This window comes from Streptomyces niveus (assembly GCF_001723055.1).
Classification (GTDB): domain Bacteria; phylum Actinomycetota; class Actinomycetes; order Streptomycetales; family Streptomycetaceae; genus Streptomyces; species Streptomyces niveus.
Genome location: NZ_MDCR01000213.1, coordinates 1 through 13,024 on the forward strand (window position 1 = coordinate 1; position 13,024 = coordinate 13,024).

At 72.0% G+C, this 13,024-nt stretch carries 14 protein-coding genes; 4 read left to right on the plus strand and 10 right to left on the minus strand.

The features are described from left to right. From aztD to aztB, 4 genes are all read right to left on the minus strand, one after another. Positions 1-1,029 (minus strand): zinc metallochaperone AztD (gene aztD / locus BHU15_RS23940; RefSeq protein WP_069629088.1); only part of this gene is annotated, 1,029 nt, incomplete at its 3' end. 23 nt (positions 1,030-1,052) lie between these two features. Then, the gene (aztC, locus tag BHU15_RS23945) at positions 1,053-1,985 is read right to left on the minus strand and encodes a zinc ABC transporter substrate-binding protein AztC (protein ID WP_069629089.1); all 933 of its coding nucleotides are present in this window, start codon (positions 1,983-1,985) and stop codon (positions 1,053-1,055) included. Continuing rightward, positions 1,982-3,235, minus strand: a complete 1,254-nt coding sequence (locus tag BHU15_RS23950) for a PQQ-binding-like beta-propeller repeat protein (RefSeq protein ID WP_069629090.1) — start codon at positions 3,233-3,235, stop codon at positions 1,982-1,984. The genes aztC and BHU15_RS23950 overlap by 4 nt, the downstream gene beginning before the upstream one ends. Beyond that, positions 3,232-4,110 carry a zinc ABC transporter permease AztB gene (gene aztB, locus BHU15_RS23955; RefSeq protein WP_069629091.1) on the minus strand — a complete coding sequence of 293 codons (879 nt, stop codon included), beginning with the start codon at positions 4,108-4,110 and terminating at the stop codon, positions 3,232-3,234. Before aztB ends, BHU15_RS23950 begins: the two co-directional genes overlap by 4 nt. Before the next feature lie 75 nt (positions 4,111-4,185). Between aztB and aztA the strand changes: the two genes are divergently transcribed. Continuing rightward, complete coding sequence (gene aztA, locus BHU15_RS23960) at positions 4,186-4,887, plus strand: zinc ABC transporter ATP-binding protein AztA (RefSeq protein WP_069629099.1); 702 nt, start codon at positions 4,186-4,188, stop codon at positions 4,885-4,887. Between the two features lie 16 nt (positions 4,888-4,903). Here the strand turns inward: aztA and BHU15_RS23965 are convergent, their stop codons facing one another. Further along, positions 4,904-6,028 (minus strand): acetate/propionate family kinase, encoded by a 1,125-nt coding sequence (locus tag BHU15_RS23965; RefSeq protein ID WP_069629092.1) that lies wholly within the window; start codon positions 6,026-6,028, stop codon positions 4,904-4,906. A 42-nt stretch (positions 6,029-6,070) separates the two neighbouring features. After that, positions 6,071-6,499 (minus strand): DUF2267 domain-containing protein, encoded by a 429-nt coding sequence (locus BHU15_RS23970; RefSeq protein ID WP_023543583.1) that lies wholly within the window; start codon positions 6,497-6,499, stop codon positions 6,071-6,073. 206 nt (positions 6,500-6,705) lie between these two features. Between BHU15_RS23970 and BHU15_RS23975 the strand changes: the two genes are divergently transcribed. Then, a complete protein-coding gene (locus tag BHU15_RS23975; RefSeq protein WP_069629093.1) occupies positions 6,706-7,332 on the plus strand; it encodes an NADPH-dependent F420 reductase in 627 nt (208 codons plus the stop codon). On the opposite strand, the gene BHU15_RS23980 is transcribed toward BHU15_RS23975, so the two are convergent. Together BHU15_RS23980 and BHU15_RS23985 are read right to left on the minus strand one after the other, a co-directional pair. Beyond that, a complete protein-coding gene (locus BHU15_RS23980; RefSeq protein WP_438284981.1) occupies positions 7,278-8,570 on the minus strand; it encodes an MFS transporter in 1,293 nt (430 codons plus the stop codon). The genes BHU15_RS23975 and BHU15_RS23980 overlap by 55 nt on opposite strands. 1 nt (position 8,571) lies before the next feature. Then, positions 8,572-9,345, minus strand: coding sequence for an SDR family NAD(P)-dependent oxidoreductase (locus BHU15_RS23985; protein ID WP_069629094.1), 774 nt, complete (start codon positions 9,343-9,345; stop codon positions 8,572-8,574). A gap of 55 nt (positions 9,346-9,400) precedes the next feature. On the opposite strand from BHU15_RS23985, the gene BHU15_RS23990 reads away from it, so the two are divergent. Together BHU15_RS23990 and msrA are read left to right on the plus strand one after the other, a co-directional pair. Further along, positions 9,401-10,381, plus strand: a complete 981-nt coding sequence (locus tag BHU15_RS23990) for an ArsR/SmtB family transcription factor (RefSeq protein ID WP_069629095.1) — start codon at positions 9,401-9,403, stop codon at positions 10,379-10,381. A gap of 46 nt (positions 10,382-10,427) precedes the next feature. Beyond that, on the plus strand, positions 10,428-10,955 hold the full coding sequence (msrA, locus tag BHU15_RS23995) for a peptide-methionine (S)-S-oxide reductase MsrA (protein WP_069629096.1): 528 nt from the start codon (positions 10,428-10,430) through the stop codon (positions 10,953-10,955). A gap of 71 nt (positions 10,956-11,026) precedes the next feature. Here the strand turns inward: msrA and ligD are convergent, their stop codons facing one another. Together ligD and BHU15_RS24005 are read right to left on the minus strand one after the other, a co-directional pair. Further along, positions 11,027-12,034 carry a non-homologous end-joining DNA ligase gene (gene ligD, locus BHU15_RS24000; protein ID WP_069629097.1) on the minus strand — a complete coding sequence of 336 codons (1,008 nt, stop codon included), beginning with the start codon at positions 12,032-12,034 and terminating at the stop codon, positions 11,027-11,029. Between the two features lie 167 nt (positions 12,035-12,201). Continuing rightward, positions 12,202-12,882: a response regulator gene (locus BHU15_RS24005; protein ID WP_069629098.1), complete on the minus strand. Its 681-nt coding sequence runs from the start codon at positions 12,880-12,882 to the stop codon at positions 12,202-12,204. Positions 12,883-13,024: the final 142 nt, after the last annotated feature.

The following is a 13,024-nucleotide window of genomic DNA, read 5'->3' on the forward strand; positions in this document are numbered from 1 at the left end:
CTGCCAGTCCAGCGGCTCCTGCCAGGAGCCGAGCGCGGCGATCTTCTTGGTGATGTCGCCCGTCTCCGGGTCGATGACATGGATCTTGCCGTCGGTGCCGAGGACCAGCGCCTCCCCGTGCGGGCCACGGGCCAGCGAGCGGAACGTGTAGCTCGTGCCGATGTCGACCAGCCGCATCGTGCCCGACTCGGTGTCGATCAGCGACACCTGCTCCGGACGTTCCAGCTCCGCGTCCTTGTCCTTCTTGTAGTCGCCGAGGACGACCGGGGACTCGTCCGACCCGGCCTGGTTACCGATCCGGCCGTACTCCGTGGGGCTCTTGACCTTCTTGATCGCGCCGTCCCGGTAGACGAGGACGCCGTCCTCGCAGCCGATGACGACCGCCTCGCCCCGCGCGGTGGCCTCGCCGTGGACGCCGGGGCACTCCTCGCTGCGGGTGATCTCCTCGCGGTCCTTGCCGAGCACGGTGATGCCGACCCGCTTCTCCTCCGTGCCGAGGGTGGTCACCAACTCGCCGTTCGCCAACTGGATCGCGACCCCGTGGTGCGGGGCGGCGGAGTCGTACGTCGTGGTTTTCGGCCGGGTGTCGCCGAGATCCGCCGGGTCGAAGACCGTGACCTCGCCGGTGCCGTCCGAGAAGAGGACGGTCCGGCCCGCGTGGTGCACCACATGGCCCGGCTTGGGGCCCTTGAACTCGACGTCGGTGAGCCGTCGGCCGACCGCGTCCATGACCTGGAAGCCCGCGGCGGTCGAGACCATCACATGACGGTCGTCGCCCGCCGGGTTGACCCGGTTGAACCCCTTCAGGGGTATGTCCTCGGCGACCTTCAGCGTCTCGCCGTCCAGTACGTACAGACCGCCGTCGTACGTCGCGACGACCGGGTCCTTGACCGGTTCTTTGACCGGGGGCTTGGCTGAAGTCTCCGCCGCCGCTTCGGACGAGTCGCCGCCGCACGCGGTGAGCGTGACGCAGGCCGCGAGGAGTGCGGTGAGGGCGATCGTCGCCCGGGGGCGTGCTCCGTGCTTCATTACGTGGTCTTTCCTCTCGTGGTTCATTCGGTGGTGCCCAGACCCGTCGCTATGGACCTGGTGTTGGCGCGCATCATTTCCAGATAGGTGGCCGCGCCTTTTCCTTTCTCGGTGAGGGATTCGGAGAACAACGGCACGACGTCGACATCGATCCGGCTCTCGCTCCTGAGCACCTGGGCCAGCCGGTCCGGCTGGGACGAATCGGCGAAGACCGCCTTCACCCCCGCCTTCTCGACGGCGTCGGCCAGGGACCTCAGGTCCGACGCGCTCGGCGACGCGAGAGTGGTGCCGCTCGGAATGACGGCGCCCACGATCCGGAATCCGAAACGCTCCGCGAGGTAGCCGAAGACATGGTGATTGGTCACCAACTGGCGGCTTCCCTCGGGTATTTCGTCGAACGCCGTCCGCATCCAGGAAGTGAGTTCGGTGATTTCCCCGCCGTACCCGGACGCGTTTTTCTCGACTGCTTTCCTGTCGACGCCCTTCACGTGCTCGGCAACCTGATCCGCGATGATCCCGACGGCCCGGTGGACCCGTTCCGGGTCGGTCCAGAAATGGGGATCCGGCTCGTCGGCGCTCTCGCCCGACGTGTAGGCGATCGGGTCGACGGCGTCCCCGACGGCGAGCGTCGGGACGCCGGCCTCCTTCGCGGCCTCGACATGCCGTAGGACGTTCTCCTCAAGACCGAGCCCGTTGTGGACGACGAGATCGGCCTGTTCGACGGAGGCCGCCTGGGGAGCGGAGATGCCGAACGAATGCGGGTCGGCGCCCGGCCCCATCAGCACCGTCACCTCGGCCTCCTCGCCGACGACGTTGCGGGTGATGTCGCCGAGGATGTTCGTGGTGACGACCACGGTGGGCCGGTCCTGACCGGCGGCCGTACAGCCGACGGCACCGGAACCCAGCGCCAACACGCAGAGCAGGGACAGGAGAAGAGGGAGAGGCCGGATCGTCATCGTCCCGTCTCCACCATGTGGGTCGGGGCGAAGCCGACCGGGAAGGTCCGGGCGAGCCGCAGACCGTCGTTGTAGTCGATCTCGTAGACCTTCCGCCCGCCGGCGTCGTTGACGTACGCGCGTGAGATGTCGACCTCGACGACGGCCGAAGCCGTGCCCTTCGTGAGCAGGTCCGCGCGCGCCGTGCGCTTCCTGGTCGCGATGTCGTACGCGCTGAGGGCGCCGTCCTCGCCGAGTACGAGCAACGGCCCGCCCTCACCAGGGGTGTTGGCGGCGAAGACCGGACCGGTCCCGATCCGCGTCCACGTCCTGTCGGTGACGTCGAGGACCCAGACCGCGTCGTCGCCGGCCTTGGCCGCGAGGGTCGTACTGCCCGCCCGGTGACGGAAGTCGACGGCACGCTCGCCGGCGCCCACGGCCCGGCCGTAGGGGATCTTCGTGGCGCTGAACGTGCCCTTGTCCTCGCTCACCAGCAGGGCGCCGTCGGCGCAGCCGAAGACCACACCGCGGCGGGTGACGGCCTCGCCCCGCGCACTGGCGCACGGTTCGTCGAGCGCCGCGACGGACGCCCCGTCCCGGGAGCGGACCTCCACCGTGTCCCGCTCGGCTCCCGCCGAGGCCACCAGCAGGTGCTCCGCGTAGGGGACAGCGGCTCCGGAGCCGGCGTCGCTCAGCGACCGGCCGCGCGGGACCGTGCCTTCCTCCAGCTTCTTCCGGTCGAAGAGTTGGGTGCCGCCGGTGACGGAGGACACCGCGGTGACGCTCTGGTCGCTGTGCACCTGAGCGGTGCCGGGCCCCCCGACCGGGCCGACGGGGCGGATCGGTGCCCGGTAGTAGTGCACGTGGTCGCCGTGGTCCACCGTCCAGGTACCGGAGTCGACGGCGTACGTCGCGTCGTCGGTCCGCAGGTAGGCGAACCTTCCGTCGGTACGCAGTCCCCGGACGCCGCCGGTCCGCTTCGACGGTGTGACGTTCACCGGCGTGATGTCCTGGGTGATCAGGTCGAGCACGCCGACCGTGCCGGTGCCGGCGTCGGCCAGTACGAGACGGGACTGCTGCTCGGAGGTCTCCTCGGCCCCCTCGACATATCCGTGCGGCGCCGACGAGGGCCGCGGCTTCGCGGCGGGACGCTGCCCGCCGCTGTCGCTCTGGCAGCCCGTCAGGCCCACGAGCAGCCCCGCGCCGACGAGTACGGCGGCGCGGGGGAGAACCTTCGCGTGCCGGATCTGATGGGTGTTCCTGGATGTCATGACGGATGTCCGTATTCCATGTGCGGGCGGTCGGCCGTGGGTGTGGCGGTGGACCGCGTCCACCGCCGGCGGAGGCCGGCGGTCAGGGTGGAGAGAAGGAACTGGAGGACGGCCGTCGCGGCGATCGTCGCCCCGGCGGCGGTGCCCAGATGCCACGAGAGCAACAGGCCGGCGAAGGTCGCGCTCATCCCGAGGCAGGCGGCCCCGATCATGACCGTGGGGATCCGCCGGGCCCAGGGCAGCACCGCGGCCGGTGGCGCGATCAGCAGACCGAAGACCAGCAGCGTTCCCACGATGTGGAACGAAGCGACGATCGCGAGCGTGAGCAGGGCGAGCAGCGCCGCGTGCGCGAGCCGTGGCCGCAACCCCAGTGTGTGCGCCTTGCGTTCGTCGAAGGCGAGCGCGACGAACGGCCGGTGGCCGAGCACCGCGAGCACCACGGCGACGCCCAACGCGCCCGCGAGGTAACCGAGATCGGCCGGGCGCACCGCGAGTACGTCGCCGAAGAGGAAGCCGGTCAGATCGACGGCGAACGACTCCGAACCGGACACGATGATCACGCCCAGCGACAGCATCCCGACGAACAGCAGCCCGATGGTGGTGTCCTGGGACAGCCGTGGCGAGCGGCCGACGAGGCTCACGCCGACGGCCATGACCGCCGCGCTCGCGGCGGCGCCGACGAGCAGATTGCCGCCCAGCAGCGAGGCCAGCGCGATGCCGGGGAGCATGCCGTGCGACATGGCGTCCCCGAGGAACGCCATGCCTCGCAGCACGACCCAGGTACCCGCCAGGGCACAGATCAGGGACACGAGGATGCCGCCCCACAGGGCGCGTTGCACAAAGGTCACCTCGAAGGGACCCACCAGCCATTCCATGAATCGGGACACTACAATGAAAACGATTATCGTTTCAAACTAGGTAGGGAACCAGGTATGGGGAGTGGCTCGGAGATGCGGCGACAAACAGGACTCGACGGTGTGTCCGCCGGTTATGCGAATCGTTCGGTGCTCAGCCAACTCAGCGCGCGTGTACCGGCGTTCACCACGACCGCCGTGGTCGGCCCGAACGGGTCGGGCAAGTCCACGCTGCTCGGAGTGCTGGCGGGCGTCATCCCCGTGACGGCGGGAACGGTCGAGCACCGGACCGACCGGCGCCCGGCCTTCGTGGCGCAGCGCAGCAGGGCGGCCGACGCGCTGCCGATGACCGTGTGGGACACCGTGGCCATGGGGAGATGGGAGCGCCGTGGGCTGTGGCGGCGGCTGTCACGGCACGACCGGGACGTGGTGGAGCGCAGCATGGACCGGCTCGGGATCACCGCACTCGCCGGCCGGCAGCTGGGGGAGCTGTCAGGAGGTCAGCGTCAACGAGCCCTCGTGGCACAGGGCTTGGCGCAGGAGGCCGAGCTGCTTCTGCTCGACGAGCCCACCACCGGCCTCGACGCGTCGGCGCGGCGCCTGATCGGCGACGTCCTGGCCGAGGTCACGGCGGACGGGGGCACCGTCGTCGTGGCGACGCACGACCTGGAGGCGGCCCGGGCGGCGGGGCATGTCCTGCTGCTTCAGGAAGGGCGCCTGTGGGGCGAAGGTGCTCCCGGTGAGACGCTGACCGGCCCGGTCGTCGAGCAGGTCTGGCGGCTGCCCCGGCGCGGGTGAGGAGGGGCATTACGGTTCAGCGCGTACGCAGGAGCCGGCGCGTCTCCCCGTCGATCTGGCGCGCTTCCCCCGTCGGCACGACCACCACCGGAACCGCCGCCTCCGGTGCGCTGACCAGGTGGGCCGGCGCGTCGTCGCCCGCCTCCGGTACCCGCAGGCCGCCGGAGACGCCGAGGATGCCGAGCCCGGCGCAGACCTCCTCGCGTACCTCCGGCTGGTCCTCGCCGATCTCGCCGGTGAACACCAGCGCGTCGACGCGGTCCAGGGACGCGGCCATCGCGGCGATGCCACGGCGGCAGTGATGGGTGAAGACGTCCAGCGCCAGCGCGGCCCGCTCGTCGCCGGCCGCGCGGTCGCGTACCAGGTCCCGCGTGTCGCCCGAGCTCCCGGACAGGGCCAGCAGCCCCGAATGGTGGTTGAGCGCGTCGTCGATCTCCTCGGCGGACAGGCCGTGCCGGGTCTGGAGCCAGATCAGCGCCCCCGGGTCGACGGCGCCGCTGCGACGGCTCATCACCAGACCGTCCAGTGGAGTGAAACCCATGGTGGTGTCGACGCTCGTGCCACCACGCACGGCGCACACCGAGCAGCCGCCGCCGAGATGCGCGATGACGACCCGCAGCCTCCTCGGCCGCTGCCGGAGCAGTTCCGCCGTACGGGCCAGCGCCCACGCGTACGACAGGCCGTGGAACCCGTAACGCCGTACGCCGAACTCGCCGCGCCAGGTCTCCGGCACCGCGAACTCCCGCGCCGCCGCGGGCAGTCCGGCGTGGAAGACGGTGTCGAAGCAGGCGACGTGCGGCACGTTCGGCAGCAGCTCACGCGCGGCGTCCAGTACGCGCAGGGCCGGCGGGACATGCGCGGGCGCGAGATCGGCCGTGCGCTGAAGGGCGTCGCGGACACCGTCGTCGACCAGGGTGTGGTGCCGCAGTTCCGGGCCGCCGTGCACGATCCGGTGACCGACCGCCGTGGGCGCCGGGGCGTATCTGAGCAGGTCCCGCAGCTGGTCCGCCATGTTGTCGCCCGCGGTCGACATGTCGTCGTACGAGGCGAGGGCCGTGCCGTCGTTCGCGAAGACGGTCAGGTGCACGCTGGCCGACCCGGCGTCCGCCACCAGCACGGGTTCACGCTCACGAGCGTCCACGAATTGCCCTTCCTCTCGGCTTCCTGTCCGGGTGCGCCCCGGTCAGCCCACGTCCCCGCCGGCCCGGCCGGACGGCAGCAGCGCGCCGATGTCCACCGGCAGCGCGGCGGCGATCTTGTTCATCAGCTCGGGCGCGAGGGCGGCGTCCAGCACCTCCAGCACGGCGGCCGACTCACGGAGCGCGGCGTCCTCCGTGGTGCCCGCCCGGTCAGCGACCCGGCCGGTGAAGGCGATCAGGTCGAACCGCTCGCCGGAGCCCGCGTCCTGCCCCCGCGCCACGGCGAACTCCGCGGGCAGCCGCAGAGCGGCGGCCAGATCCGGCGGCAGCTGCGCGGCCACATGATCGGCGAGCCCGGCCGGCAGCCGCTCGCCCAGCGTCCGCAGCACGGCCTGGGTCGCCCGCTCGGTGGATCCACGGTCCGGCAGTTGGGCGAGCGCCTGAATCTTGCCGATCAGCTCGTCGTGGTGCATGGCGTGATCCTCTCCGGACGTCACCGCCCCCGGCGCCTGCCGCACCGGCCGTGGCCCGCAGCCTCAGGGTGAGTCCGGGCCCGCGTTCCGGCAAGTTTGGGGCGCCGTCATTCGGCTACCCATGGAGGCGACCCGTAGCAGGCGAGGGCATCGGCAGGCGGGGCCGTACCGGGCGGGCCCACGACCATCCAGGCAGGAGAGGCACCATGCGCATCGGAATCATCGGAGCGGGCCGCATCGGCTCGACGCTGGCCCGGCACTTCGCCGGAATCGGCCACGACGTCGCCCTCGCGAACTCACGCGGCCCCGAGACGCTCACGGAACTGGTCGCCTCGATCGGCGGCCCCCTGCGCGCGGTCAGCGCCGAGGAGGCCGCCCGGTTCGGCCAGGTGGTCGTCGTGTCGATCCCGTACGGGCACATCCGCGACCTGCCCGCCGCCCAGCTGCGCGACAAGGTCGTCATCGACACCTGCAACTACTACCCGCAGCGCGACGGCCACGAGGCCGACCTGGACGACGACTCCACCACCTCCAGCGAGAAGGTACGGGCGCTGACGGACTCCAACCTGGTCAAGGCGTTCAACGCCATCGCGTGGGAGGTCCTGCGCGACCGGGGCCGCCCCAAGGGCGACCCGGCCCGCCTGGCCATCCCGATCTCGGGCGACGACGAGGAGGCCGTGGCCGTGGTGGCCGGTCTGATCCGTGACATCGGCTTCGACCCGGTGAACGCCGGCCACCTCGGCGGCGGAGGCCGCAAACACCAGCCCGACACCGACGGCTACCTCGTCGAACTGTCGGCCCACGAACTCGACGCCCGGCTGCACAAGTCCTGAACGGGCGCCGCTGCCTCCGCCTGCGCTTGCGCCTGCGCCTGCGCCGGCTTCCGGGGCAGGGCCCTGCGGCCGTACGCCGTCAGCAGATGACGTACGAGCGCGAGCCCGGCGAGCAGCGCCACGAGCGCGCACACACCCCGCCACCCGGCCCGGCCGTAGACCCACACCCCGAGCCAGGAGCCGGCGCTGCCGCCGAGGTAGGAGCACGTCATGTACGCGGTGTTCAGCCTGCTGCGGGCATCGGGACGCAGGGCCAGGACGCGGGCCTGGTTGGCCACCATGCCCGACTGCATCGCGACGTCCAGCAGCAGCGTCCCGACGACCAGCGCGGCCAGTCCCCGCGTACCGCCCAGGTCGCCGGGGACCAGCAGCGCCGCCGAGAGCACGACCCCCAGCAGACAGAGGAGATTCACCGGGTCCGGCCCCTGGCGGTCCACCAGGCGCCCGGCGAGCGGGGTGCAGAGCATCGTCGCCGCGCCGATCAGGGCGAGTGAGCCGACCGCCTGCGCGCCCAGCCCGTAGGCCGGACCGCTGAGCAGCAGCGCCACACAGGTCCAGACGGCGGAGAAGCCGGCGAAGACCGTCGCCTGGTAGAGGCAGGAGCGGCGCAGCTCGGGCTCTGTACGCAGCAGCCGTACCGACGCGGCGAGCAGCGCCGGATACGGCTCCCGTGACGACGGCGTCGTGACCGGCAGGGCGCGGAAGAGGACCACGGCGAGGAGCAGCACCAGGACGGCCGCCACCAGATACGGCGCACGCCACCCCAGCCACTCGCCGAGCGACCCGCCGAAGGTGCGGGCCAGCAGCATGCCGCCGATCGAACCGCTCAGCAGCGTGCCCATCACCGCTCCACGGCGCTCCGGCGCCACCAGCCCCGCCGCCAGCGGCGCGACGATCTGGGCGGCCACCGACATGACCCCGACGAACGCGCCGGCGGCGACCAGCGGCGGCAGCGCGGGCGCGCAGCCCGCGACGAGCAGCCCCACCCCGGTGAGCGCGAGCAGCGTGACCAGGAACGGGCGGTGCGGGAGTCGGTCGCCGAGCGGCACCAGCAGGAAGACACCGGCCGTGTAACCGATCTGAGTGGCCGTCACCACGAGCGCGGCGGACGAGGGGGACGTGTCGAGCCCGGCGGCGATCAGCGGGCCCACCGCCTGCGGGAAGTAGATGTTGCCCACGGCCACGCCGCAGGTCACGGCGAGGATCAGGAGCGTACGACGGTTCAGCTCGGCGCCCACCTCAGTCGACCGGCCCGCCCGCGACGTACAGCACCTGGCCCGACACGAACCCCGCCTCGGGGCCCACCAGGAACGACGCCGCGTACGCGATGTCCTCCGGCACGCCCACCCGCCCGACGGGGATGGCGCGCTCCGCGTCGGGCCGGAACTCCTCGAAGTCCACGCCGAGCCGGCGCGCCGACGCCCGCGTCATGTCGCTCACGACGAAGCCAGGGGCGATGGCGTTGGCGGTGACGCCGTGCCGCCCCAGCTGGAGGGCGAGCGACTTGGTGAAGCCGATCAGTCCGGCCTTCGAACTGCCGTAGTCGACACGGGCCTTGTCACCGACCGCCGAGATGCTCGACATGTTGACGATCCGCCCCCAGCCGGCCGCGATCATGTGCGGGCCCACCGCCCGGGTCAGGAGGAAGGGACCGCGCAGATTGGTCCCCAGGACCGTGTCCCACTGCTCGGTGGTCAGGTCCACGAGCTCGGCGCGGGGGCCGATCCCGGCGTTGTTGACCAGTACGGTCGGCGGCCCCAGTACGGCGGTGACGCGGGCGACGGCGGCGGTCGCCGCGTCCTCGTCGGCCACGTCCGCGCCGACCGCAGTCGCCGACCCGCCGGCGCGTTCGATGGCCTCGACCGTGGCCGCGCAGTCCGCCTCGTCCAGGTCGACCACGCCGACCGCCATACCGTCACGGGCCAGCCGCAGGGCCACGGCCGCGCCGATACCGCGTGCCGCGCCGGTCACGATCGCCGTGGGTGCGGCTGTAGTTGTCGCTGTCGATGTCATGCGGGCAGTCCACGGCACCGCCGCGCGCCCGCCAACAGATGTAGCGTATGGCTTAATGATCAGCTACCGGCTCGGCGTCGAGGACCTCGCGGACACCCGGTTCGCGCTCTCGCCCCTGAACGAGACCGTGCTGAGTCTGCGGGTGCTGCGCGATCCCGGACTCTTCGCACTGCACCTGCCGTGGCGCAGATCGGTGCTCGAAAGCCTGCGCGGCACGGCACCGGACATCGGCCCGCTGATGTCCGTGGTCGGCGACCGGCTGACCCTGCCCGACTTCCTGACGCCGCGCCCCACGAGCTTCGCCCCGTCCTTCGAGGAGGAGCTGGCCACCGTACGGCGGACCCCGCCCGCCCTCGTACGCCGCGACCTGACCGCGGTCCACGCCCCCGGCCCGCTCCCCGACGCCCTGCGGGACGCCACGGCCCCCGACGACGCGCCGGTCGCCGCGCTCCGCGACACGCTCTGCGCGCTTCTGCGGCAGTACTGGCAGCTCGCCGTCGAGCCCGCGTGGCGGCGGATGCGACTGCTGCTGGAAGCCGACATGACGTACCGGGCACGGCAGTTGGCCGTCGGCGGCGCCCGTCTGCTGTTCGCCGACATGCATCCGAATCTGCGCTGGAGCGACGGCGTCCTGTCCATCGACAAGATGATCAGCCACTACGACGCGCAGGCGTCCGGCCGGGGACTGCTCCTGGTGCCGTCCGCCTTCGCCCACAAACCCGCGCCGCCCGTCAGCGCCGAGGAACCGCCGCTGCTGGTCTATCCCAGCCGGGGCGTCGCCACGCTCTGGACCCCGGCTCCCACCCCCGACGCGCCCGCGCTCGTCTCGCTCCTCGGCGCGACCCGCGCACGGCTGCTCGACCTCCTCGGCGAACCGCTGCCCACGGTCGAGATCGCCCGCCGGTTCCGGGTGACCCCCAGCGCCGTGTCCCAGCATCTGCGGGTGCTGCACGCGACCGGACTGGTGACCAGGGCGCGCGACGGCCGGCAGGTGCTCTACCGCCGCAGCCCGCTCGGTGACCGGCTGACCGGCTGAGCGGGCCGTCCGCGCAGTACCGTGTGTACAGAGGAGGGAGTCATACATGAGCACAGAAACGGCTACGGAGAAAGCGGTCCTCGCGGGCGGCTGCTTCTGGGGAATGCAGGACCTGATTCGCGGTCTGCCGGGGGTGATCTCCACCAGGGTCGGCTACACCGGTGGCGATGTCGCGAACGCGACGTACCGCGATCACGGCACGCACGCCGAGGGCATCGAGATCGTCTTCGACCCCGAGAAGACCAGCTACCGCCAGATCCTCGAATACTTCTTCCAGATCCATGACCCCACGACGCTCAACCGTCAGGGCAACGACATCGGCCTCAGCTACCGGTCGGCCATCTACTACATCGGCGACGAGCAGAAGCGGATCGCCGAGGACACGATCGCCGACGTCGAGGCGTCCGGCCTGTGGCCGGGGACGGTCGTCACCGAGGTGGCCGAGGCGGGTGCCTTCTGGGAGGCGGAGCCCGAGCACCAGGACTATCTGGTCCGCTACCCCGACGGGTACACGTGCCACTTCATCCGGCCCGGCTGGAAGCTGCCCGCCCGCAGCGGGCGACAGGCGACGTGACACACGTTCGAGCCCGACCGCCGGACGGACGGCTGACAGCCGCACGTCCGGCGACCGGGCGGCCCGGTGGGTCACGCCGGTCTCTCCCGCACCACGTCCCTCGGGTCCTTGTCGTCCCGCAGCCCCACGAATCTCGGGTGCCGCAGCATCCCGTCCCTGGTCCACTCGGTGAACGCGATCTGCGCGACGAGCAGCGGCTCCGACCAGTGCGGAGCCCGCTCCTTGACCACATCGGCGAACGGTGACCGGGGCGTCGCCGCCTCGGCCAGCCGCCGGTGCAGCTCCACCAGCGTCGCGTGGTCGTACCCCGTACCCACCTTGCCCGCGTAGCGCAGCCGACCGTCCTCGTAATGACCGAGGAGCAGCGCGCCGAAGCCGACACGGGAGCCGGACGGCTCCGTGTAGCCGCCGATGACGAACTCCTGCCCCCGCTCGCACTTGAGCTTCAGCCAGCCCGACGAGCGCCGGGGCTCGTACCTCCCCGCCGCGCGTTTCGCGATCAGACCCTCCCAGCCGTCGGCGCACGCCCGGTCCAGCAGTTCCTGACCGCCCGCGTTGCGGTGCGGTGTGAAGCGCAGCGGCGCCCGGAAGGTCAGCGCCCTGCGCAGCAGCGACTTGCGCGAGCGCAGCGAGATCGCGGTGAGATCGGCGCCGTCGAGCCGCAGCAGATCGAAGAGGTAGTACGTGACGGCCACCCCGGTGGCGCGCGCCCGGCGGGCGTCGTCGATCCCCATCCGCCGCTGGAGCAGGGCGAAGTCGGTACGGCCGTGGGCGTACGCGACGACCTCGCCGTCCACCGTGAAGTCGGGGCAGTCCTGTGCGGCCAGGGCGTCCACGATCTCGGGGTAGGTGGCGTCGAGCCGCCGTCCGGTGCGCGACAGCAGCCGTACACCCGAGGCGTCCCGCACGGCGAGCACCCGCACGCCGTCCAGTTTCCGCTCGAACATCCAGCCGTCGCCGAAGATCCGCCGGTCGGTCAGGGTGGCGAGTATCGGCGCGGACGCCAGCAGGGCGCCGGACCGGGTGTGGCCCAGCCGGCGCCGCTCGTCGTCGGGCAGCGTTTCCAGGAGGCTGCTCATCGGGCCTCGCCTCATTCTCTCTCGGGGGTCGCGGATCGTCCTCGGCCGTTACGGGAGGAGGCTCCCCGGGAAGGGGCGCGCAGTGCGCCGGCGGACGCGGCTGATCACCCGTTAGGCGCAGCCCCGGCAGCGACCAGCCGGCGGACGGACCCCGCCCCGCCAGGGGCTCACCGGGGCGGCGCCACCAGGCCCATCTCGTAGGCGATGATGACGAGTTGGACCCGGTCGCGGGCCTCCAGCTTGCTGAACAGCCGGGCCACGTGCGCCTTCGCCGTGGCCACACTGATGACGAGGCGCTCGGCGATCTCGCTGTTGGACATGCCGCGCCCGACCAGGACCAGCACCTCGCGCTCCCGCCCCGTGATGCCCGCCACCGCCCGCGCGGGCGGGGCCGGTTCGGGGCGGGCGGCGAACTCCTCGATCAGCCGGCGCGTGACGCTCGGGGCGATGAGCGCCTCACCGGCCGCCACCACCCGGATCGCCGACAGGATGCCTTCGAGGGACATGTCCTTGATCAGGAAGCCGCTCGCCCCGGCGCGCAGCGCCGCGTACACGTACTCGTCGTCGTCGAACGTCGTCAGCACGACCACCCGCGCCGACTCCGGACCGGCGGTGATCAGCCCCGTCGCCTCGATACCGTCCATGCCGGGCATCCGGATGTCCATCACGACGACATCCGGCCGCAACTCCCTGACCAGGCGCACCGCCTGCGCGCCCGTCCCCGCCTCCCCGATGACGTCCAGGTCGGGATGGTCGGCGATCAGGACACGCAGCCCGGACCGGATCAGCGGCTGGTCGTCCGCCAGCACGACACGGACCGGGCCCCCGGCGGTCTCGTCGGCCGTCACCGGGCCGCCTCCGTCCCCGCGCGCACGCCGCTCTCCACGACCGCCACCGGCACCGGCAGCCACGCCGCCACCCGGAAACCGCCCTCCGGGCGCGGTCCGGCGCTCAGCCGGCCGCCCAGCAGACCGACCCGCTCCCGCATCC